At 58.3% G+C, this 22,713-nt stretch carries 14 protein-coding genes and 1 pseudogene; 3 read left to right on the top strand and 12 right to left on the bottom strand.

All coding sequences use genetic code 11. The features are described 5' to 3' along the window. Positions 1-3: 3 nt before the first annotated feature. From ABIE63_RS16400 to ABIE63_RS16390, 3 genes are read right to left on the bottom strand one after another with little or no spacing between them, the layout of a single operon-like run. The gene (locus ABIE63_RS16400) at positions 4-1,140 is read right to left on the bottom strand and encodes an acyl-CoA dehydrogenase family protein (RefSeq protein ID WP_354506136.1); all 1,137 of its coding nucleotides are present in this window, start codon (positions 1,138-1,140) and stop codon (positions 4-6) included. 35 nt (positions 1,141-1,175) lie between these two features. Continuing rightward, positions 1,176-2,753: a malonate decarboxylase subunit alpha gene (locus ABIE63_RS16395; RefSeq protein WP_354506133.1), complete on the bottom strand. Its 1,578-nt coding sequence runs from the start codon at positions 2,751-2,753 to the stop codon at positions 1,176-1,178. 29 nt (positions 2,754-2,782) lie between these two features. Then, positions 2,783-3,850 carry a LacI family DNA-binding transcriptional regulator gene (locus ABIE63_RS16390; RefSeq protein ID WP_354506130.1) on the bottom strand — a complete coding sequence of 356 codons (1,068 nt, stop codon included), beginning with the start codon at positions 3,848-3,850 and terminating at the stop codon, positions 2,783-2,785. 251 nt (positions 3,851-4,101) lie between these two features. Here ABIE63_RS16390 and ABIE63_RS16385 point away from each other — a divergent pair, with 251 nt between their 5' ends. Beyond that, positions 4,102-4,806, top strand: coding sequence for an IS6 family transposase (locus tag ABIE63_RS16385; protein ID WP_354506127.1), 705 nt, complete (start codon positions 4,102-4,104; stop codon positions 4,804-4,806). Between the two features lie 129 nt (positions 4,807-4,935). Here ABIE63_RS16385 and ABIE63_RS16380 read toward each other — a convergent pair whose 3' ends face one another. The 9 genes from ABIE63_RS16380 to ABIE63_RS16340 form a co-directional block, all read right to left on the bottom strand. Then, positions 4,936-5,814: a hypothetical protein gene (locus tag ABIE63_RS16380; protein ID WP_354506124.1), complete on the bottom strand. Its 879-nt coding sequence runs from the start codon at positions 5,812-5,814 to the stop codon at positions 4,936-4,938. Positions 5,815-5,858: 44 nt separating this feature from the next. Continuing rightward, a complete protein-coding gene (locus ABIE63_RS16375) occupies positions 5,859-9,749 on the bottom strand; it encodes a hypothetical protein (RefSeq protein ID WP_354506121.1) in 3,891 nt (1,296 codons plus the stop codon). A gap of 59 nt (positions 9,750-9,808) precedes the next feature. Then, the gene (locus tag ABIE63_RS16370) at positions 9,809-10,324 is read right to left on the bottom strand and encodes a hypothetical protein (RefSeq protein WP_354506118.1); all 516 of its coding nucleotides are present in this window, start codon (positions 10,322-10,324) and stop codon (positions 9,809-9,811) included. 1 nt (position 10,325) lies between these two features. Further along, positions 10,326-12,611 carry an AAA family ATPase gene (locus ABIE63_RS16365; RefSeq protein ID WP_354506115.1) on the bottom strand — a complete coding sequence of 762 codons (2,286 nt, stop codon included), beginning with the start codon at positions 12,609-12,611 and terminating at the stop codon, positions 10,326-10,328. Positions 12,612-12,614: 3 nt separating this feature from the next. After that, positions 12,615-15,827 carry a hypothetical protein gene (locus ABIE63_RS16360; protein WP_354506112.1) on the bottom strand — a complete coding sequence of 1,071 codons (3,213 nt, stop codon included), beginning with the start codon at positions 15,825-15,827 and terminating at the stop codon, positions 12,615-12,617. Then, complete coding sequence (locus ABIE63_RS16355) at positions 15,824-17,983, bottom strand: N-6 DNA methylase (protein WP_354506109.1); 2,160 nt, start codon at positions 17,981-17,983, stop codon at positions 15,824-15,826. Before ABIE63_RS16355 ends, ABIE63_RS16360 begins: the two co-directional genes overlap by 4 nt. Continuing rightward, positions 17,913-19,763 carry a DNA methyltransferase gene (locus ABIE63_RS16350; protein ID WP_354506106.1) on the bottom strand — a complete coding sequence of 617 codons (1,851 nt, stop codon included), beginning with the start codon at positions 19,761-19,763 and terminating at the stop codon, positions 17,913-17,915. The genes ABIE63_RS16355 and ABIE63_RS16350 overlap by 71 nt, the downstream gene beginning before the upstream one ends. A gap of 16 nt (positions 19,764-19,779) precedes the next feature. Continuing rightward, positions 19,780-20,013 carry a ribbon-helix-helix domain-containing protein gene (locus tag ABIE63_RS16345; RefSeq protein ID WP_354506103.1) on the bottom strand — a complete coding sequence of 78 codons (234 nt, stop codon included), beginning with the start codon at positions 20,011-20,013 and terminating at the stop codon, positions 19,780-19,782. Between the two features lie 170 nt (positions 20,014-20,183). Continuing rightward, positions 20,184-20,618, bottom strand: coding sequence for a hypothetical protein (locus ABIE63_RS16340; RefSeq protein WP_354506100.1), 435 nt, complete (start codon positions 20,616-20,618; stop codon positions 20,184-20,186). Here ABIE63_RS16340 and ABIE63_RS16335 point away from each other — a divergent pair. Continuing rightward, a pseudogene (locus ABIE63_RS16335) lies at positions 20,617-21,258 on the top strand (IS6 family transposase); the annotation flags it as partial. The gene ABIE63_RS16340 and the pseudogene ABIE63_RS16335 sit on opposite strands and share 2 nt — an antisense overlap. A gap of 194 nt (positions 21,259-21,452) precedes the next feature. Next, entirely contained in the window at positions 21,453-22,475 is a 1,023-nt protein-coding gene (locus ABIE63_RS16330; protein ID WP_354506098.1) for an IS110 family transposase, read from the top strand. The last annotated feature ends 238 nt before the right edge of the window (positions 22,476-22,713 follow it).

Raw genomic sequence — 22,713 nt, 5'->3', positions numbered from 1 at the left:
CTCTCAGTCAGCAATCAATTGGCGGGCGATGATCATCCGCTGAATTTGATTTGTTCCCTCATAGATCTGAGTGATCTTGGCATCCCGGTAAAGGCGCTCAACTTCAAACCCCCGGATGTAACCGCTACCGCCAAAGATTTGAATGGCGTCTGAGCTACGGGCGACCGCGGCATCCGAGGCAAAACATTTTGCGATCGAAACTTCGAGCCCTGCCCGGCCTTCCTTTTCCAATTTCTCTGCAGCGGCATAGGTTAGGAGGCGGGCGGCATGTAAATCCTTCGCCATATCCGCCAGGAGAATTTGGATCGCCTGGAAATTTGCAATTGGCTCGCTAAATTGATGCCGCATCTTTGCTTGTTCGATCGAAGCATCAAGTGCCGCGCGAATAATCCCAACAGCCATCCCTGCGATTCCGATTCTACCCTTCTCCAGGACGCTCATCATTTGATGAAACCCCCTGTTCTCAGGGCCGAGCAATGCATCGTCAGGCAAATGGACGTTGTCGAAGCTGATTGGGCCTACTTGTGAAGCACGCTGCCCCATCTTTCGTTCCTTTCGACCGCTACTTACGCCGGGCAAATTACGGTCTACAAGGAACGTGCTCATCCCCCTATGCCCTTTATCTTTATCGGTGCGCGCAAGAACCACTGCAAAATCGAAATTAGGCGCATTATGAATCCAGATTTTCTCGCCGTTCAGCTCCCAACCATTTGCAGCCCTAGTAGCCATCGTGCGGATACCCGCAACATCAGAACCAGCATTTGCTTCGGTAATTGCAAATGCAGAAACATAAGTACCTTTGAGAAGAGGATCTAGATATCGGCTTTTCTGCTCAGGCGTGCCATACCGAGACAGTAACGTGCCCACCATTTCTACGTTGCCCAGCTCATCTGCCAGGGATGCGTAGCCACGCCCAATTTCTTCCATCACGATCGCATATGCGAGCATGTCTGCTCCGACACCACCATCGCTATCGGGTAGACTGACGCCAAACAAACCAATTTCCGCCATCCGAGAATAGAGTTTCTCTGGGAAAACTTCAGCTTCGTCTAGCGCGTCGGCAACGGGGCGAATCTCCCGCTCACAGAACGAATGTGCCGTATCCCGAATCATGGAATGCCGTTCGGAAATATTGATCAAATCACCCTCCGTGAAACTCAGAGCCTCCCGCTCAATCAACCGAGCAGAGGCGCCGAATTATCCAAGAACAATCGTTTATCCATAACAGTGAGCGGTTCACGCACGTACACAGGCACATCACAAAGATCGATCACCTGCGATTTTGGATCGATCCCTGGAACGATTTCTATGAGATGAAGCCCGTCAGCTTCCAATGAGAACGTGCAACGCTCCGTCACTATCTTGACGTCGCGACCGCCCCGGCAAAGCGCATCAGCGGTTACAGTAACTTGATCAACCTCTTTGACAAACTTCGCATGACTTCCCTCGGTTTCGATTGCCAATGCGTTTGGCTCCACTGAAATCTTGCTGGCACCGCCACGTAGGCGACCCGCGAACACCAACCGCGGGGCGTTATGGACAATATCCATGAATCCGCCGATCCCGGCGGTTATATGCGGCTTCGAAGGCAGGTGGCTAACGTTGAGATTCCCCGCTGCATCGATCTGCAAGAATGAGAGCAAGGCAACGTCAAACCCACCTCCCCTCAGATAATCGAACGCAAGACTGGTGTCTAAATAAGCTTGTGCGTTGTAAGAGCAACCGAACTGAAATCCTGTTAGCGGTATTCCTCCGACTGAGCCCTGCTCAATTACAAAAGAAACAAGATCGATTTCACCACTTCTCGCCAACAATGCCGGTAGATTTGCACATACCCCATAACCAAGAACGGCGACTTCCCCTGCATGTACCTGACCGCCAATACGCCGGGTGATGAGGCTTTCCACAGGGTCCTCAATACATGGAAGCCGGCTAACTGGAGCCCAATCCTGACCTGATATTGCTGGGTCATAGCGCGTATGAGTCGCCTGCATTTGATCTGGCGCAACAACTACGGCATCAACCATGTAACCCGGTACCTTAACAGCCTTCGGGTCAACAACCCGCGCATCCCGGCAGCGCTCGACTTGGGCGATCACGATACCTCTATTTGCTTTCGCTGCGGCGGCTAGTGTGTATGGCGCGATCAATGCGCCCTCATTCTCAAAGGTCAGGTTACCGTGCTGGTCTGCCGTAGTGGCACGGATAATCGCCACGTTTATCGGCTGAGATGGAAAGAACAAGTAAGTTTTTCCCAACAGTTCGACCCGCTTGGCAAACGGTTCGGATTTGGACCGCTGGTTCATCCCACCGCCGCCGAACTCCTCGTCGATGAATGTACCAAGCCCCAAGTCCGTTAAAACACCAGGCCCCTTTGCTGCGGTTTCACCTACTAGAGCCGTGATAACGCCAACCGGAAGGTTATATGCCAGCACTTTTTGGTCTTCGATCAGCCGTCGAATGGCCGGGGGCTCGGCGCCACTTGGACCCGAAGGATATGACCCGCCAATCAGACGTTGCACCTGCCCTTCGCTTGCAAGGTGATCTAAACCCTTTTGGCCGAACATATCGCCGACATTGATCGGAAATATAACCGTCAAGTTGCCGGGGGCGCCGGAGGTCTCAAATTTTTTGCCTAGAGCTCCAAGGACAGCATCCGGAACAGAGACACCAGACGACGCGCCAACGACGAGAGTATCTCCCGACCGAACTAAATTCGCCGCCGCCTCTAAGATTTTGATCTTCGAACCCACGGACAACTCTCCTATACCGCTATAATTGACTATCGCGCCATCAGTGAACGGCTTGCCTGGAGATTCCCGGGCGAGGCTGTGCTTTCGCGGGGAACCAGCTGGTGTGGCAACACGAGTTCATCACGTTGATTGCCGCCGCCGGCAACGCGGACAATTTCTGCAATGGCTTGCGCACCGATAGATTTGATCGGTAACGCGACCGTCGAAAGCGCTGGTTCAAATAGCTGCGTGGCAAGCTGCGTTCCGTCCATGCCCATCACGCTCAAATCACGCGGCACCTTGATCTTCAGATTCTGCAGCGAGAACATGATCGACAGTGCTGTCGAATCATCAGCTCCAAGCACTGCAGTGACGCCGCTTTCAAGCAGTTCTCTCAGCAATTCCGTATGCTGCAATTTATTCCATTCGAGCATTAATGAGGGATCGAACGCGACACCGACTTCACCCATTGCTCTGGCCATCCCGATGTTATGAAGTTCGCGAATCTCCATTGGAATGGCATCACTGATGTAGCTGATCCGGCGATGCCCCAAAGCGAGCAAATGCCTTGTTGCATCGGCGGCTATGCTCGCAAAATCAACTCTGAACAAAGGAATGGGGAACCGGCGCAATCCAAGTTGAATGATATGGATACTTTCTGCATTAAGTGCGCTCAGTGTTTGCGCAAGGGAGAGCTCAGCATCCAAATCTCGATGCGGCGTGCCTGCGAGTAAAATACCATCGACGCAATACCCGTGAAAATCCTCGATTATCGCTTTCTCCACGCGAGGGTCGCGGCGAGAACTCGCTACTAAAAGATGATACCCGTGCTTGCTCGCTTGTTCGTATGCCCCATCGAGAACCTCGACGAAAAAGGGATCTTCCAAATCCGCCACAACAATTCCAATGAGCTTGGACCGGCGCGTCGACATGGCGCGCGCGATCACATTGGGCGCATAGCCGAGCCTATCGGCCGTTTCCAATACAGACTTTCGCGTGGTCTCACTCGGGCCAGATTGACCGCCCAATACTCTCGATACCGTCGCCGTCGACACTCCTGCAAGCTGCGCAATGTCAGAAAGAGAGACCCTCTTTGATTTTTTTGCAAACGGTTGCATTCTGATTTATTCCGTACTTTCAGATGCTTCTTGCTTTTCTCGAAAACACTATAATTCTTTTTCTTGTTATACAAAAGAACAAACAGCTTTTGAAAATTCTTAGCTCCCTAGAAGGCAGTGTCAGAGCAAATCGCCTTGAGCAAGGTCGGGCGATTTCGTAGCGTCCGGCCATGTCCAAACGCAGCCCATTCCGCGGCATTGTCAGAGCAAATCGCCTTGAGCAAGGTCTAGCGATCTCGTAGCGTCCGGCCATGAGCAAACGCAGCCCATTCCGATACTTCAAGACATCGCCCGAGATCATCCGCCTTGCGGTCATGATGTACATTCGCTTCCCACTCTCACTACGGAACGTGGAGGATCTTCTTCACGAGCGCGGGATCGATATCAGCCACGAAACGGTGCGCTTTTGGTCGCAGCGGTTCGGCCCAGTGTTCGCCTCTGAGATCCGCAAGCGACGGATCCAGAGCATGCGATCAAGCCTCTGGCGATGGCACCTGGACGAGGTGTTCGTGAAGATCAACGGCGAGATATATTACCTATGGCGCGCCGTGGATCACGAGGGCGAGGTCCTGAAATCCTTCGTGACGAAAAAACGAGATAAGAAAGCTGCGTTGAAATTCCTAAGGAAAGCAATGCGCAAACACGGACGACCCGAGGCTATCGTAACCGATCGGCTTCGGTCCTATGGGGCCGCGATGAAAGAGATCGGCAACATCGATCGTCAGCATACTGGCCGTTGGATGAACAATCGTGCTGAGAATTCACATCTGCCCTTCCGACGAAGGGAGCGAGCAATGCTGAGGTTCCGCCGAACGCGAAGTTTGCAGCAATTCGCCGCCGTCCATGCCGCCGTCTATAATCTCTTCAACTCAGAACGCAGCCTTTCCTCTCGAACTATATTCAAGCTGAACCGCGCCGCCGCTCTCTCCGAATGGCGCGGCCTTCTCGCGTTCTAACGCTCGCCATTGCTGAGGCATGCTGAGACAAGTTCGAATTGCTCTGACAACTCCCCTGGTCCGGCTTTAGCCGGACGCACCATGAATGACGAACGCCAATTAATTCGAAAAGACCAGGAGTCTGGCTGGCTATAGGCCCGCCAATAGATGGCGTACCAGTGGGCGAGCCTCCATAGGCTGCGCCGTGATCGCTTGACCCTTCTGGCGAAATATTCCGATTAGTAATGACGCGGCAAAAACCCAGAAATGGTCGTCGTCCGGCAGATATGTGTTGTCGAGGATTGTCTGCAGGCGGGTGGCAACTGAAAAATAGGCCGCGTTGCCGCCATGATCCCAGACCGGGGTAATCTCATGGAGTATCAGTGCAGCAAGAGCGAAACCCATAGAACGCTTGCGCAACACCTCGTGATAGTGATGACCATGATCTTGCGCATAGGCCGCGAGTTTGACGGTCATGAACTCCCGCGCCCAGATATCGCAGGCTAGCTCCTCTTCTCTCAAATCTTCAGGTCGCTGCTTATCCCGATCGAGCATAACGTGGCGAAATTCATGAAACAGTGCGAACGCAACGGCGAAACACGTGAGATCGAAGGCGGCCTTGTACTGGGGATCGTCAAAAGCGTCGCGGCTGGCATTCGGGCGCGGCAGGTCGGACGGCCATGGCGCGGTTGCCGGGTCCGCCGCATCGATGAGCGTTTGCGCGGCGGCGCGTCGCTCACGGTAGGCGCGTTCCACTTCCGGGAGTTCCGCGTCGTCCAGAATGATCGCTTCTATCGTTTGGCCTGAGGCCGCTGATACGATGACATTGGGCGAGTAGCACTCGATCGCGCGCCAGCCGCTGAATCCGATCAACCAGAACACCTCCATCGTCTTGGCATCAAATTTGATCCGGTCTTTGGTGGCATTCAGCGTGATGTGCTTTGCGTCCTGAACGACGATGACTTCCGGGTTGTAGCGGTCCCACATCGCCATGATCTCATTACGGCGTTCCGGAGCTGTCCCGGTCATGTGAGAAATTACGACCTCTTTTGGAGACGGTGAGTTTCCCATGGTCACATTGCTCCTGACGGCTGATTCCCGCTGCTCTCCGCTGCGCCGACGCACTCAGCCTGAAGCATAAGGATGCGTGCGATGGCAAATTCAGCCGTCTGGTCATTTGTCTGTCCAGCAAGTGCGAGATGGGCATTCATGCACAGCGGCTGAGCAGCGGGCTTCCCGGCCTTCGCAGACTCAAACTCGCGAACAACCTGATCCCAGGTTTCGTTTAGGTAGTTGTATGCCCAAGCCAGATGCTCGGAGCCGGCGCTTTCAGCCGCTTCAGCGACAAAATCACGATTGCGCTCGAAGGACTCAACAGCCTGTGAAAATACTTTAATTTCTTCCGGGTGCAGATTCTCGGGATCGCGGCAAGCCAATATCCCTGATAGCTGATTGCAGGCCGCCAGCGCCTCGTCAAATCTGTCCACGATTCGCGGTAACAAAAACGGCCGGTTGATGTGTTCCTGCCAGTCCTTCGTGAATTCCTGATCGGGCAAGGGAACATGTGATGACGGAAGCAGGGCCAAAGCCGGCAGGACATAGCCATTGATGACCGGTACGACTCTAAAGCGCCAGTCGCTTCCAAGATGCTGCTGCCCCACCGTGAGCGAGTCTTCGATGTATCCTGCGTCCGTCACGAAATCCATTATTTCAACAAGAACCGCGACCTCCCGAGCGGGCCAGTACACGCTGTCCGCCTCGTCAATCGGCCGGGACCAGCACCGGGCATTCCAGCCGTTGTCCCAGAGCGCCGTTTCCAGAGCCTTCAGCCTTTGGCGAAACCGCTGATCGGCAAGAGATTGACAACGCCGTGCGGCAGCACGGGTTGCCTTGCCGAAGCTGCCTTTCCTCGCAGACTGAACGACTCCCTGAATTGACGGCTGGGCATCGTCATGTGCCATTTCGTGAAGGATGCACGCAACATCGCCGAGACGCTCACTCAAAGCGCCGAGTTCACGAAGGGGCGGCTCTGGATTTGTCCGCCATATGGCTGACTGCCCGTGGTCGCGCGCCTGCGCGGCCAAGCTCCCCGCGAAGGTGGCCAGACCCTTTGCACGCTCGTTACTGGGGACGTTGCTCATTCTTCTCATGAGATTGCCGAGTACGCCGGTAAGCAGCGCGCCAAGTGTATCGTCTTCCCCGGCACCAGCCGCAGGAGTCGTCATTTCAGATGTTGGATTTTCGGGCGTGGCGTAAGCGAGCGCATTGATGGCCTGGATGATCTCATTGACTTCCTCGGCCAGCGCGTCCGCATTCCCAATGCTTTTGCCTTTGATCCATTTTTCGGTGAAAGACCGAAAGACCTTCTCGGTACGCTTTACCAATTCAGTCATCTGCCGGGTATATTCAGTGAGACTGTCGGAAGCGAATCGGGCAAGCATGATCTGCCGGAAGGCCACGTTCCACGCAACGCGGGTTTTGGGGGGGATGTTTTTCCTCGGCATATTCTTTGACCAGGGCGTGAAGCCCCCGATTGCAATAGGCTGGCCCTGCGGATTTACCGCATCCGATGCTGCGGCATCCGAGTCCGGTGACATTGCGATCAAGGTCTCGCAAATGCTGCAGACCGACTCATGGGGATCGGGCTGTTCCTGTTCAGCCACGTAGTACCAATCGGAACGGACAGTACGTCCATGTGTCCCGTTGGGGTCAACAACGGGCGTAGATGCCCACGGCGTTTGAGACCTGAACAACTCAAACAAGACCTGTTCGCCGCCGAACGCCTGCACGAGATTTCGGGCCACGTCCGGACCGATCAAGTAAGCCGTGGACAGCAAGGCCGCGACTTGATGCATATTCTGCTGTCCATCGCCAGCAAAGGCGGCCGAGATTGTGAGAGGCACGGGTTCACCCCCGCATATCGGTGCTAGGCAGGAGAGAAATTTGTTGGCCTGCTGCACATCCTGGCAGGACGGGACGACGCTTCGCTCGGGAAGGTACTCCAGACAGGCGGGCCGAAGGTCATCCTTCGGCAGGGCGCGGAAAGCAAGCACGGCGTCACGAAGATTTTGCCACTGCTCAAACTCTGACAACTCGGGGATGTCGATGCCCGGATCGCTGAACATGGATGCCAGCAACCACTGGGCACGCTGCACCCCATGTTGTTGAAGCACCTCCATAAACGAGGCAACCCGGCGTTCCAGCGTTGCAAGTCCGAGTCCGGTCAGGATGGCTACCCATGTATCAATGTCGGAGCTGGCGCCGAGCATTTCCGCCAGCTTGTGTAAGGCTGCGGCCTCGCCTTCGTCCCGCACGTCAGTGAGGATCGACTGAACCGTCCTTGGCAGGGTCTCGCTGGTTACGGCCGGAATGGCCCGCCACAACGAGTCCGCACTTAAGAAGGTAGCCTCATCGTGTGATGCCTTGCTCAGAGCCTGCGAGCGCAGGATATGAAGCCCGCCCAGCACGCCGGGACGGCTTTCTCTCACCAGATGCTCGTCAAGGAGCCGGGACAACGCGCGGCTGGCGTCCTCGGGCTTAATGCCGAGCAGAGAAAACAGCTTGCGTGCCTGGATCTCTGCACCACGGGCACAGAGGACGGCTGTACTTCTTATGATTGCCAGTTCGTCATGTCGCTCATCTTGTTGCCTTTGCCGAACCTGTTCGTCAATCACGGCGGCAAGCCGCCTGCCCTGGGTCAGCACATGCACATATTCGAGCATGAGTCCTTCGGACTGTTCAAAGGGTTCACGCCAGTGTTCCCAGTTTGTCTGCTTCTCGGCATGGAGCTTCTGCCATACAGACTCGGCCAGCTTTGCATCAAGCGCTACGGCAACAAACTCGGTATCCGACTGGTTGGCGATGAGAGCGACATCTTCCTGGCGCACGGAACCAAGAAAATAAACGGAAGGTATCCCCCTCAGTTCGCCGACGAGCACATCCCAGAGGTCAGTGTTTGCAGAGCCAACATCATCGAGCGCCAAACCGATCGGAGAATCTTCCGTCGGGCGGCGGGCGCGTACAAAGCGAATGATGGCGTCGGCATCAGCAACCGCGGCCCGCGCCGTGATCTGGTACCACCTGAGTTCGCCAGCAAGCACATGGGTAGCCAGCCACATGAGTGCGGATTTTCCGGCACCTGACGGACCCGATATAAGTACATGCCGTCGCCGCCTGAGCGCGTGGACAACCGTATTCGTATCGTCTGGACGGTCCAGTACAAGCCCGGAAGCGACGTGTCCCGGCCGGACCTTTACACCCTGATAGAACGCTGGTTCCCTAACAGGCTTGCTAAAATCGACCGGTTCCAGAGCGCCGGACCCCATAGCGCGGTCTATCGCGGAAGGGTCTTCCGCCTCCAAACGTTCAAAGATGCGACGTTCCACCTCGGTGGTGGATATCCGCCACCTTTGTTCAAAGGGCAAGGATGCGTTCGCCTGCGACGCATCGGCGACCAGTCTGTAAAGATCGCTGACAATGCCGTCAGCAATGACTTCCGCCGTGTCGAGCTGCGCCGAAAGCAGCCCGATGCCGTCTTCGCCCGGCTCTGCACAGGTGAATACGGTTGGCGTCTCATCATCAAAAAGCCGGTCGACGCCAGCCTCATTCAGACCGGTTCGCGGATGCTCAAGAACAACGACAGCGTGGTTTTCTTTCGCACCTTTAGCTGCTGCGACCTTGGCACGGGTGGCGGTCAGGAACGCCTGCACTTCGGTATTGCTGAATGTGCCTTCGTTGCGCGATTTGATCTGAAGCCAGATGTCGCGGTCTGCAAGCTCGACAACGCAGTCGTCCAATCCCTCCGGCACGAGAAACCCGGACGGCGCAAGGCCGGCCCACTGCCGTATAAGAATAAGGGTTGAAATCAGGTGCTGGTAGTGGAAGCCGCGCCCGGCCCATGCACCGGCGCGCGATTTTTTCCAGGCTTCAATTGCACTATGTTCGGGCTCGTCTTCTCCGCTCATTCGCTTGTCTACTACGTTAAATCTCTATCTGTGCTGAATTTCATCAAAGTACGACACCCCTATTCGCTCAGATTCTCTTTAGCCCACAGCAGGGCGTCGAGAGCCGCACGCTTGGCGGCGTCTTCCGTGGAATAACGCCGGCGTCCGGCCTGCGAGTGGCCGGATTCCCTGTGCGTTACCCGCAAACCCCAATAGCGTCCTTTGTGATCGGAGACCGGAAACACCGTGAGATTGAATCCTTCGGCGTTTAGATAGGGATTGCCTTTGTATGACACTTTCCATTGGCGCTTTGGCCAGGTCCTGCGTCTTTGCGCTTTCGAACGGAGCTTCTTCTCACGCAGGCGCGGACTGACGTAGTCCTCTTCCATGTGCTCGGCGCAAATGCAGCCGACACCGAGGCTGTCGGGATAGTCCGGATGCTCCATGAAATAAACGTAGCGGATATCGGCGCTTTCGCACATTTCACAGAGCTGCAACGGCTCTTCCAGGCCCTCGATACCGACACATGTCCAGCCGCGGTGCGGCACGCCCGCCTGAGACCACTTTCCGCGATCAGTATGGCGGGCTTCGCTCATGTTAGTAGCCCCCGACGATAGCAAGGGTACGCTGAACATACCCCTGTAACTCGCCGTCGTTTATCGGTTCGTTGTCGGCTTTTCCGGGATTCGTGTCGTGGTGATACTTCTTCGAGAAGTCGTTGATGCTTTCGAGTTCTTCAAGCGCGGGATGCATAGGATGCACACCCGCGGAGTCCCTGATCCTCCTGATCATGTCGCCAAGCCATTCATTGTCCGGAAACTGGTGCGGAAAGCGATAGCGGTGATAGCCTTCCAGCACCGGGCGTATCTTGCGGGCAATATCGATTAGGTCCTTGGCACCGTTGAGCCGGTACGATGACAGGGCTGCGTGATCCTTGAAGTAGCCGTCCTGCGTCTCCTTTTCGACGTCCCATTCCTCGATTGTCGTCGCGTTGTCAGGAGCGCGGGAAAGCTGCAGGGCATGCCGCTCGGCCTTGGGAAGTTTCGTGTGCACGAGATTCAGGAAATGCGGATCGTGCGAAAGCAGCAGTAGCTGCGCACACTCCCTCCCGTACTTCTTCAAAAGCTCGGCAGTCCTCTCGCGGCGCGAGCGATCCTGGCTGTTGAACGGATCGTCGAAGACCACGATACGATCCGCCTTTCTCGGATCGTGATCGAGCTGGGCAAGAAAGAAGGCAAGCGCGAGCGTGCTTTTGTCCCCGGCGCTGAGGGTTGTGCGAAAGCAGGGCTGGCCCGAAGGCGTCGTGCCGTCGCCAAGATCGACGGCATGCTTGTTGATCAGAATCTGATAAACGGATGATGGCGTTCCGCCGACATAGGTCTTCTTGCTGTTCGTGATCGAAAAACCCGCGCCAAAACCGTCTAGAAGTTTGTTGATGGTCTTCTCGTAGGCGCTGATCGTCCTGTCGGCATGATTATCCAGCTTGTCCTTCGCGGCCGCTTTGTCGTCGTCCAGCTTTTTCTTATCCGCATTTAGCGTCTGATATTCGGTGCAAAGCGGCTTCACCTTGGGATCGTGACGGAGCTTGATCAGCCCAAGGCCCGCAATCTCTTTCTCGATCGCTGCGGGGTCGGCCGTTTTCGCCCTTTCCTTCTGCTCGGAAACCGCCGTATTCGCGGCCGCGATCTCCTTGTTGTAGCCTTGCAGGAGCGCTGCGGCCTTGTCGTATTTGGCCTTCGCTGTCTTGAATTCTTCGTCGGCCGAAATGGGCGTCAGGGGGCTCTTGCGCTTGCTTTCAACGAGAGCCAGCGCCGCCTTGCGCAGCGCCCTCGCCGGCGCTGCCACCGCGCCTTCGTGATCAACTTCATTGACGTCAATCGCCGCGAACTGCTTCCAGAACTGAGCGCCAGCCTCGTTATTGGCGAATGTCGTGCCGAGCGTCGCCAGAGCCGTATCGCCAAACGCGGAATCGATGGCCGTAGCCAGCGCATCTATTTCGTCGATCAGTGCAGCATAGGATTCGGAAAAGAACTGCTTGTAGGCATCGACAAGGGCGAGCCCTTTGGTTGACTGTCCACAAAACGGACAGCTTTCATTGCGGATATAACCAAGCCCTTCGGATATCCATGCCTGACCGCGCTCATGCATCTCGTGGCGGTCAATCTGTTCCCTAAGCCGGGTTTCCGCGTCTGCAGAAACATCAGCCAGCGTTTTAGACAACACACTATCAAAATCGTCAGGAAGGACGGGTACGGATGCTTGCGAAAGAGCCGAGCGGGTCCTGATTTGCTCTGCCTGTTTGGTGGCGCCAAGCCCCTTCGTCTTCGCAGCAATCTTGTTATCGATATCGGGATCTTCGGCGAGATCAAGGAACTGTTCCAGCTTCGCGCCATTCGGCAAATGCGGCTGGATCGCCTTCTTGGCGCGGCCGATCTCTGAATTCTTCTCGCGAATGGACTCGTCGAGCTTATTGACGGCCTCGGCCAGCTTCACGCCGGTCTCGCCGATGATAACCTGCAGCAGGTTGGTGCGGTGATCGCGGCTCACATACTCCCCGGCATGGACATTGCGCGCCACGAAGGTCGCATCGAATATCGCGATCTCAGGAGCGGTGCCGGACCAAGCCTGCGTCTTGTATGTCGCGGTGCCGGCATCAAGGCGGATCGCGGCTTCCGGGTCGCTGGCAACCGGGGCGATCGTCGTCCGCTCCGTGATATGCTCGTGCTCGCCCGTCTGCAGAGAGCGCAGGACGGCGCAAAGCGTTGTCTTACCGCGTCCGTTCTCCGCAAAGAACAGATTGTACCTGTTCAGTTCCGGCCCCTTCTGCGCGCAGTTCACGAGGCGGCCGACATTCTTGACGCTGAGAAACTTCTTGATCGGCATGCGTCACTCCCCCATCCCCGTATTGACGCCGAGTATGGTGCCGCAAAGCCTGTCGAGCTCCTGAAAGCTCTCGTTGCCGGCAAGACGCTCGCGCATTTTTTGGCGCCGTACCGGCAGCGAACGGTTGGGGTCGCCAATGTAGGCGTCGCCCGCTGCGATGGCTGCGGCGTCCGCCGCTACCACTCGCGTAGCGGCCGCAACGGCGCGGTGCTCGTCGTTCGAAGCATCATAAGGCGGCATCAGACGGTAAGGCAGCGTATGGATATGGCGCGGCCCGAAATCGCCTTCGGGGTTGAACGGCAGGATGGCTTCTGTGAGCGCCGCACTGTTGAGGATACCCGTCCTGAACCAGGCAACGTCCTCGCCGGCCACAACCTGCCAGTAGAGCGTTTGATCTATAACCAACTCGGTCGCTTCATCGATGGGAATACACGCGGCGCAGATATGCTTGCCGCCGGCACCTGAGAGAACGAGGAACCCCTCATCGCCGAATTCCTGGATCGAGAGCTTGCGCCGGAAATCGATCCGGTACGCAAGCGTGCTGTCGCCGATTGTCGCGAGCTTGTTGTCGATCTGCGTGAATCGGCGCGCCGTCTGCGTGAAACCCATGCGGCGAATATCGGCGGGTTCGTAAATCTGCCATGCGCCATGATCGTCCCGGCAGGCCGGGATCGCGACCGGGGCACGGTGCGGCCCCAGCATGAACGGAAGCAAGTTTTCCGACTGCGCCATGCGATGAATGAACTGCCGAGCGACATGGCCCGGAAAACGCTCTCCTTTCAGCTCTTTCGCCTGCTTGACGGTAAAACCCCACTCCGAACCGGTTTGCGGTGTATTGACACGATACTCCTGGCCGGTTTCGTTCAGGATTTCGATGCAAACGACGCTCCGGGGCATAATGTCAGCGCCCTGCCGCGAGACTTCATCACCGCCGGCGGCTGCGGCCGGCATGCCGCCGCTTTCAAGAACCCAAGCCGTCCGCGACTCGCCGATCCGGCGGATGGCAAAATCAACGGCTTCAAGGCGGTCGGGATATGCGACAGACCCGGCTGCAGCCGGGTTGTCTGCAGCGGCGACATTCGCCTCTTTTTTCCCGATCAGCGCCGCACCCGGATATTTGAAGGTACCGGGCGCGACCTGCCAGACTTCGGTCAAGGAAAAGGCAACAGGGCGGTCGCTGCCGATGTAGCCGCGCTGGCGGAAGCGTTCATGGTGATTACCGTTCAGGATCGTGCCGGGAACGAGGCATGCCACAGCAGCGCCCGGCTTAAGATACCGGTCGACAGCGTGCAGCAGATGTGTCGTCCCCAGTTCAAGATGGAGAAAGGACTGACCGGCCGGTCTCACGCCGTATAGAGCCGCACGGCGCGATAGCATGTCGCGGTAAGGATTGTCGGCAAGCGCACTCATGGCGAGCCAGGGCGGATTTGAAACCAAGCCGTTAAACTGTCCGGCGAGCAGGCCGGGCCTGTATGTATTGCGGAGAATAAACGCCCATATGCCGTTGCGTCCGGCATCGGCGAGTTCTTTCATCCTGCCTGCGAGCGCCAGTACCGCACCCGCGGACGCCACCCTTAGTTCATCGGACAGCGTGACATGGGACGCGGCAGCGGCCGTATCGAGCGTGGTCCGCGCATCCTCCGCCGTCGGCGGCGCGCCGCCCTGCTGCCCCTCATCGTAGGCCCAGTCGATCAGGGCATCGAACAGTTCGCGGTGGTCCGGCTGCAGCAGCCCGGCAGGCAACTGCACGGTTTCGCCGTCGAGTGTGATGTCAATGGCCTCGCTCTCGCCGAGCATAGGGAGCGAGGCCGAAACCGGCGTGACGGCGAACAGGGAATCCGCGTGGTAGACCGGAATTGTCACCGGTGCAGCTGCTGCGTTGATCTCATCGGCTAGCGTGATCACCCACGTCGTTTTGGCGAACGCCACCGCGAGCGGATCGATGTCGAAACCTGTTGCAACGGTCCCGAGGCGGGCAATGTCATCGTAGCCGTAACGAACCTTCGCGGCTTTGATCACCTCGGCGATTATCGCCCCGGAACCGCAGCACATATCGACGATCTCCGGCGCTTCCCCGTCCGGCAGATCGTCCAGACAGCGCTCGGCAAGATGACGGGCCAGCCAAGAAGGCGTCCATTCCTGCCCGAGAAGCTTGCGCTGGCTGCGGCGCGCAAGCTGCGCCATGAGGCGTCCGAACAGGTCTTCTTCCGCCCGCCAGCCAAAATCATAGGCATACAGGTCGCGCTGGATTTCACGGGCAACCGGTAGGAACCCGCCAACATGCGCGGGTTCGGCAATCCAGCCGAAATAATCTTTTTCGACGAGGTTATCGAGTTGGTACGTGTTCCGAAAAAACGCGCCGTTCAGCATTGCCGAGAGTTCAGCATCATCGCTGACAATCGCGGAGCCTGCGAGGGCGTTGGCGCTCAATAGGCGCGCCAGTATGTTGAGGTAGACTTCATCGACATACGGGCCGATGCGAAAGGCTCCCCCTTCGCCTTCGAGATGGTCGACAAAATGCGACCATAGATCGGTCGCAAGCGCGATAGACGGATCGGCCTCTCGGCCCGCGCGGATTAGTTCGGTAAGCGCCTCGACATTGCGCCTGAAAGCGGGACTGTCGAGCCCGAGATCAAAGGCGAGATTGTCGGCAATCAAGGGACGGGACTGCTCGCGCGCGAGATGCCGGCGCAGGAAGAGCGTGAGTCTTTCAGCAGTCGGCTCATCATCCGCCGCCGGCTCAAAGCTCTCAACCTCGACAAGCTGTATGTCATCGACCGTGCAGGCGTCGGGCGCGACGCCCGGATCGAGGACGACATCGTAGGCATACCAGTCGACGGTATCCGAGAGGATGCCGCGCACCTGTGATACGAGAGCCCCGCGGCGGATGAGGCCGGCCACATGTTCTTTGACCTGCCCGTAGCCTTCTTCGCGCTTTGCTGCGATCCGCAGGTCCGCCTCGTACTCGATCGTGGTCGAGCCAATCAAATTATCGATGAACCGGTCAGCGGCCCTGCCTCCCGCAACGCCGACTTTGGTGTGCGCTTCGGCGCCTTCTCCGTAGTGATTGATCCAGCCCTCATCGTCCGCACCCGGAAAGATGCGGCGCAGCCGGGACTGGAATTCGCCGCGCAATACGGCTTCGACAACCCCGTTCTGCCGCAGGCCGCGGCAGCGCACGATTGCTTCACGGGCCTGATCAAGGTCGGCGCTCATGCAGCACCTCGCTGGCGTCCTGCGCCCAGTGCAGAACGGCGTTCGTTCAGGCGTTCTGCGAAGGCGTCAATATCGGCATTGGAAGCCCTGTCCCCCAATACCGCATGCAGAACGATCCGGTCGCACTGCTGCGGGTTCTGACGGCCGTTTCCGGCGTCATTCAGCCTGGCGATTGCGTCCAGCTCAAGATGCGGCACCGGCATCGTGCGGAGGTGGACAGCTTCAAGTTTGAGCGCGCCACCGCCAAGCGGCGTTCCGGCCGCCTCCATTACGGCGCGGCACCACGTGCTGTTCAGCAGTGCGGTCAGGCCGGCAGCCGTCCAGCCGTCATGCTCGGTCCAGAAGGTCGAAAAGTTGGCGTCAATGAGTATCGCGGGACTCGCATTGGCGTAAACCTGAGGCGCGCCATGAATGATCCGCGGCACGAATGCCTGCGGCAGATGGCGCGGCATAAAGTCGGGGAGCATGTACCAGAAGCGCGGCAATGCGCTTCCGCGGCCGCTCCGTACATTCGTCCGAACGGCAGAGAGTTCCGGGACCGGTTTCGCCTGCGTCCCGCTTCCGACCGGCGTCTTGCCCGCCGCGCGGACATGGGCGGCCAGCTCGTCAGGCATAACCGACGGCAGTTCTTCGATGCGCAGGAGTTGAAGCCCGGGGGATTCGCGCACCTTGTCCATGTTTTCCGGAAGGACAGCGCGGCGAAGATCGAGAACGCGTGTGGCGGGAAGCATGCCGTTTTGCCATGCTTCAAGATCGGCCTGACGATGCAACACCGGAATGAGCGCGCTTGCCGGTACCGGCACGACACGCCCCCCGCCAAATACCGGGTCGGTCTCGACGCGCACCATGGCGTCATTCTCGTCGCCGACCAGTTTGACATAGAAGAACCGGTTGCAGCCTGTTCGCAGCCCCTGACCGGCGTGAATGCCGGCTGCATCGAGCGGGCGCAGTGCGTGCCCGTCAAAGGATGGTGGCAAAAGGTCGCGCAGCGCTTCGGGCACGGACGCCACGCTTGAATCGGATTGCACGACGGCGGGACTTTCAGCACCGGCCGGCTCCAATGATTTCATCCAGGGACGCACGCCGGCCTGGGCCCGCAGTGCCGCCCATTCCTCTTCAAGCGAGAACGCGCGGCCATGAATTCCGCGAACCTCCGGCCGTGCGGCGGTGCGGCACCAGGCTGCGAAAGCGTCTTCCGGCTGCCCGCCGGGAAACGCGCCGCCCAGAAGAGATTCCGTGCAGGCAGCCTCGGGGGCAACCTGTACCCAGAGGGCTTCGGGCCAGTTCCGGCGTGCATTCAGCGGTTCGGCCATTTGGTCGTCCGGCAAGCGCCGCGCCACAATAAGATGCGTGCGGACGAGCGCATCGGAAAACCAGCCCGGCTGCGTATCCTCAACGACCAGTTCCAGCCGATAGCAGCGCAGCAGCAGGTAACGGATCACATCGGCATAGGCGCGGGAGCGCCATGTCGCAGGCACAACGAGCGCGAGACGGCCTCCGGGCCTTACGAGCAGCGCGCTAAGCAGCCAGGCCGGCACCGACAGATCGGCAAGTCCCGAATAACCGTCTGTCAGCGTCTTCCAAATCTCCTTTGCGGTGCCGGACAGGCGCTGCGCTACAATGCCGGACAAGCCGGACCGGACCTTCGCCCCTCGGCCGTTGAGGGACTGATAGCGCACATAGGGCGGATTGGTGATTACCAGATCGTAGCCGGAGTCCGGCAAAGTCCCGTGCGTGGCCGGGAGGAATGCATCGCCGCAAACGACGCAGGGTGCAAGGTCGTCCCCCATGGCCACACGCCGCAGTCTCGTCTCGCACATTGCCGACGTGCCATCATCTATCTCAATCGCATCTAGACGCAGCAGCCGTGTTCCGCGTGCGGCAGCCGTTTCACGTGAGGCATCGAGAAGGTCGCCGCTTCCGGCCATCGGATCGAGAACGCATTGCGTTTCGGCTTCAACCCCGAGCGCTGCAAGAACACGTCCCAGCGGCATGCCGGTAAAAAACTGGCCAAGCTCCTTTCGTTGCGAGGCCGGTAGCGCCGCTTCAAAGGCGCGTGCTTCGCTCCTGATGGCTATATTTGCTTCATATCCCCGCAAAGTCGGCTGCCTTTGCCGTATGGTGCGCATCGTGCCACCGATAGAAATCGTCGGCATCAAGCGGCACCTGCTGGTGTTTCATCAGGAAGTGACTGACGAGTCGCGAATAAAGCCGCTGCGGAGTCTGCTCTGACAGATCGAGCGTTAGAGCGGCATCGCTGAGCTGCGCGGCAATAGTCCAGACGCATTCCGCCGCCGCCTTTTCGGCCGCAGGGTTTTTCCCGAGGAGGAGCACTGGATCGCCGCGAACGGCGCCCGATGTCGTGACCTGCTTGAAGCTTCCCTGCGTCTTGTCGAGAACGCCGGCGCATTCCACGTTCAACCCCGCGTCGGTATAGGCGGATTGCAGGGCATTCCAGACCTCTGCCGATGTGGAGTGGAACACGAGTGTCGCCTGCCCGTGTGGCTTTAGAATACGCCGCACTTCGGAAAGGGCGGTGGTCAGAAGATCTCGGTATTCCGTCAGGGTTTTCTGCTGGCTGTTGCTTACAATGATCTCGTCCGCACGGTCGGTGTAATCGCCCAGCCACGCTTCATTGATGAAACTGATTTCTGCATAGGGAATGTTGCCGCCGAACGGGGGATCGGTGAAAACATAGTCGATGCTGCCGTCGGGGAGGTCTACGGCACAGCTCGAAGCCTGATGAACCTCGACCTTGCCGGCGCGCCCCTGAATAACAGAAAACGCTTCCGCAATGGTCTTGAGCTTGCGCTGCAAGCCGGCGAACAGGTTCTTCTCGACCGGCAGCCCGCTGATATAAAGAACGCCCGGCTGAGCGCTCGTGACGACAAGGTCTTTCTGCCCCGATTTTGCGACAACACGTGTCATGACAGTCGCATGCGCAGCATTGTAGCTGAGAAGCCAGAACCGGAGAGCGTCGCGCAAGCCGTGTTCATAGCCTCCGGCCAGTTCCCAGAGCCGGGCGAACACGATCAAATTCCGGCGGGTATAGAAGTGATGCAGGCGGGTAATACCCTGATGATAGCCGCGCCTGTAAAGATCGCCCCAGGGGATCAGTACGTTCGGCACGGATTCCGGAATGGGTTCATCGGCGATGCGGTCAAGCAAGGCCATATCGGCTTTGGTGGGCGAACGCGACCACCGCGTCTTGCCTGTAACGCCGTAAATGCGCGCGATCTTCCGCGCCCGGCGCTCGGTCTTATCGCCGGTCACATCGTCCGCCACGGCTTCGGTAAGACGCTCAACCTCGTCGAAGCCGGTTTCGTGACTGCAGCGCGGGCAATGAAACGCCGAGTCGATACTGGCCGGGTCGAGCGAAACGCAGGCATCCCACAAGGTCATTTTCCGCCGGCAGGCCGGACACCGCAGCAGGTCGCTCCAGACCGCATGACGGATCGCGCCCTTGTTGCCGTCCGGGTCCGTGGCTTCATACATCCAGCCGGTGTCCCGTTCGGCCCGGCTCAAAATCTTGTTTGCGGCCTTTCGGAACGATTTGGGGTCAGGCGGGTTGGTCAGCGTCTTGCCGACAAAAGAGCCGAGCGCCCCAAGTTCGTAGAGCACCGCGTTCCGTGCACCCCACTCAACCTGCAACCCGAGCCTGTCCGCCTCGGCACGCAGATCATCAGAGGGATTCTCGCATAGCAGCGCGGCGAGGCCGGTCGTGCCGCTGCCCGCAAATCCGTCGAATACGGTGTCGCCCGGCTTCGTATGAGAAGCGATATATAGAGCGATGGCTTCCGGGGAGATTTTGGTCGGATAGGGAAACGCGCCATAGAGCGGACCGGTGCGTTTGGCCGGGAGAGCACGCTCATAGAGCGCGTTGAGGGCCGACCTGTTTGTCGCCTTGTCTTGTTTCGATCCATTGACGCGCTTCACTGGTTCCCCCCGTAGATCATTGTTTGCTGCCTGCTCTGTGAGCCGACTTTTCAGCCTTCTGCGGTACACGCAGCGGCAGGACAGGTTCGGCCTCATGGCGGTGGTTGTCGAGATATTCGTCGATGGCGCGGCGCACTACCCAAGACACGGATACGTCGTCCTTCTCGGCGAGCGCCGACAGGGCGTCGTAGTCACTGCCGGTGAGACTGACTGTTAGACGCGGACCGAATTTTCTAAGCTTTCCAGACATGGCGATTGCCGTTATGTTCCCGTTCTGTTCACTATATCCGATTCACTCTATCAATACAACAAAGTGATGCAATGTGACTCTGCGTGCAACACTTTTACGCAGCGCTGCCAATTTAAGTCGACCGTCAAGAAAGGATAATTTGACCGCGCGTGGTCGATCCGACCGGCGGCTTACATCCCCCTGTCGAAATCACGGTCCTTGCGCTTCCGGCGCGGACGGCGATTCGGACGATCTGGGCCGTCCTGCCCTTTCGGCCCTTTGGGCTTGTCGGGGCCGCGCGGTTTTGTTGGCGGCTTCGGGCCGCCAGTGTCTCCGCCGCCACCGCCGCCGCCGTCATCGTCATCGCCGGCGGCGCGTGCGAACTCTTCCATCAGGTTGACCGGGCGCGTCTTCACCGTGCGCTTGTTCTCTTCCTCTTCGAGCGCGCGTTTCGTCTCGGAGATATGACGGTTGGCCGCCTTGTGAGGCGCCGCCGGACGGCCCGGCGGTCCAAGTGTCAGCGTAAAGGCCGGCGAATGAACATGATGCTTCTGAAACTCTTGCCGAGGCAGTATCAGAGCAAATCGCCTTGAGCAAGGTTGGACAATCTCATAGCGTCCGGCCATGACTAAATGCAGTCCCTTTCGCTATTTCAAGACGAGCCCAGAGATCATTCGCCTGGCGGTCATGATGTACATTCGGTTCCCACTCTCGCTTCGGAACGTAGAGGATCTCCTTCACGAACGCGGCATCGATATCAGCCACGAAACGGTCCGCTTTTGGTGGCAGCGGTTCGGCCCAATGTTCGCCTCTGAGATCCGCAAACGGCGGACCCAGAGCATGCAATCAAGCCGCTGGCGATGGCATCTGGACGAGGTGTTCGTGAAGATCAATGGTGAACAGCTCTATTTGTGGCGAGCCGTCGACCATGAGGGTGAGGTTCTCGAAAGCTTCGTGACAAAGAGGCGGGATAAAAAGGCTGCGTTGAAATTCCTAAGGAAAGCACTGCGCAAACACGGTCGGCCCGAGGTTATCGTGACCGATCGGCTGCGTTGATATGGTGCCGCACTCAGGGAAATCGGGGCGGGTGATCGCCAGGAATGTGGCCGCTTGATGAACAACCGAGCAGAGAACTCACACCTGCCATTCCGACGACGGGAGCGGGCAATGGCCCAGTTTAGACGAATACGAAGTTTGCAGAAATTTGCCGCCGTCCATGCCTCCGTCTACAATCTCTTCAACTCCGAACGTAGCCTCTCAAGTCGAAAAATCTTCAAGTTGAACCGTGACGCTGCCCTCAACGAGTGGCGTGGTCTTTTCGCTGCCTGACGCTCGACTCGGCTGGAGTATACTGAACCGAGTTCGAATTCGTCTGATGGTGTGGACGGCTCCACCCGAACGGCATCGCACTGTGCCATGCTGGTGCTGTTTGGAACCAACAGAGGGAAGGAGCCATCCACATGAAGATTACAACACTGGGGATCGATCTCGCCAAGTCCGTCTTTCAGCTTCACGGGGTGGATGCCGATGGTGCTGTTGTTCTGCAGAAGAAGCTGCGGCGCGGTGCCGTGCTCGCCTTTCTCGGCAAGCTTGAACCTTGCCTGATCGGACTGGAAGCCTGCGCGACATCCCATCACTGGGCGCGTGAGATTGCTGCCCTTGGTCATGACGTACGGCTGATCGCGCCGGCTTACGTGAAGCCTTATGTGAAACGGCAGAAGAACGACGCGGCCGACGCCGAGGCGATCTGCGAGGCAGTGACACGGCCGAACATGCGCTTTGTCCCAATAAAGACCGAAGAGCAGCAGGGTGTTCTCGTACTGCATCGATCCCGCGACTTGCTGATGCGCCAGCGCACGATGATCCTGAATGCCATCCGGGCCCACTTCGCCGAGTTTGGGGTCGTTGCCGCGCAGGGGCCCCGTAAAGTTGCTGAACTTGTCCTTCGCCTTCGTGATGATGACACCCCCGGACTGCCCGAGACCGCCCGGTCCGCCCTCCTGGCCCTGGGCGATCAGCTTGACAGCCTGCAACAGGAGATCCAAGGGATTGAACGACAGCTGTTGATCTGGCACCGGCAAAGTCAGGCAAGCCAGCGGCTCGAGACGATCCCGGGTGTCGGGGTAATCACGGCCACGGCGCTTGCCGCCAACGTGCCTGACCCAACCGTCTTCAAATCCGGCCGTCAGTTCGCAGCCTACCTTGGCCTCGTGCCCAGGCAAAACTCATCGGGAGGCAAGGACCGTCTCGGGCACATATCGAAGATGGGCAACGGCTACCTGCGCCGGCTGCTGGTCGTCGGCGCCACCTCCGTCACACGACGGGCGCCAACCATCGACAGCCAAACTGGCGCCTGGGTCAGATCGCTTCTGGAGCGCAAACCCACTCGGGTTGTCACCGTCGCTATCGCCAACAAGACGGCCCGCACCGCCTGGGCGCTGCTCGCCAAGGGAGAAAGCTACAGGGCGGCACCGGCTATCTGATCAAAGAAACAACCTATCGCGGCAAAAGCTGCGATGAAGAGATGCAAGGGCAAAAGTGAGTGATGATGATTAAACGGGACCGCTGCCAGGACACCCCGAGGTGCTGTCAGGGCTTCAAAGCTCGGTGGTCTGATTGGGACCCTGCAAGCGGACTTCATCAGGGCCAGCGGTCACATGCACCGCGCCAAAAGGCCGGACACATGACCGCACCCCGCAACGATCGTCAGAAGCTCAAATC

It is taken from the genome of Limibacillus sp. MBR-115 (assembly GCF_040549425.1).
In the GTDB taxonomy this organism is placed as follows: domain Bacteria; phylum Pseudomonadota; class Alphaproteobacteria; order Kiloniellales; family CECT-8803; genus Limibacillus; species Limibacillus halophilus.
This window is presented reverse-complemented; position numbering and strand designations above follow the sequence as displayed.

Bases quoted from the DNA above. Each gene is read 5' to 3' on its own strand.
- ABIE63_RS16390 (WP_354506130.1), bottom strand. From the start codon at position 3,850: ATGCAACCGTTTGCAAAAAAATCAAAGAGGGTCTCTCTTTCTGACATT.
- ABIE63_RS16385 (WP_354506127.1), top strand. From the start codon at position 4,102: ATGAGCAAACGCAGCCCATTCCGATACTTCAAGACATCGCCCGAGATC.
- ABIE63_RS16380 (WP_354506124.1), bottom strand. From the start codon at position 5,814: ATGACCGGGACAGCTCCGGAACGCCGTAATGAGATCATGGCGATGTGG.
- ABIE63_RS16375 (WP_354506121.1), bottom strand. From the start codon at position 9,749: ATGAGCGGAGAAGACGAGCCCGAACATAGTGCAATTGAAGCCTGGAAA.
- ABIE63_RS16370 (WP_354506118.1), bottom strand. From the start codon at position 10,324: ATGAGCGAAGCCCGCCATACTGATCGCGGAAAGTGGTCTCAGGCGGGC.
- ABIE63_RS16365 (WP_354506115.1), bottom strand. From the start codon at position 12,611: ATGCCGATCAAGAAGTTTCTCAGCGTCAAGAATGTCGGCCGCCTCGTG.
- ABIE63_RS16360 (WP_354506112.1), bottom strand. From the start codon at position 15,827: ATGAGCGCCGACCTTGATCAGGCCCGTGAAGCAATCGTGCGCTGCCGC.
- ABIE63_RS16355 (WP_354506109.1), bottom strand. From the start codon at position 17,983: ATGCCGACGATTTCTATCGGTGGCACGATGCGCACCATACGGCAAAGG.
- ABIE63_RS16345 (WP_354506103.1), bottom strand. From the start codon at position 20,013: ATGTCTGGAAAGCTTAGAAAATTCGGTCCGCGTCTAACAGTCAGTCTC.
- ABIE63_RS16340 (WP_354506100.1), bottom strand. From the start codon at position 20,618: ATGGCCGGACGCTATGAGATTGTCCAACCTTGCTCAAGGCGATTTGCT.
- ABIE63_RS16330 (WP_354506098.1), top strand. From the start codon at position 21,453: ATGAAGATTACAACACTGGGGATCGATCTCGCCAAGTCCGTCTTTCAG.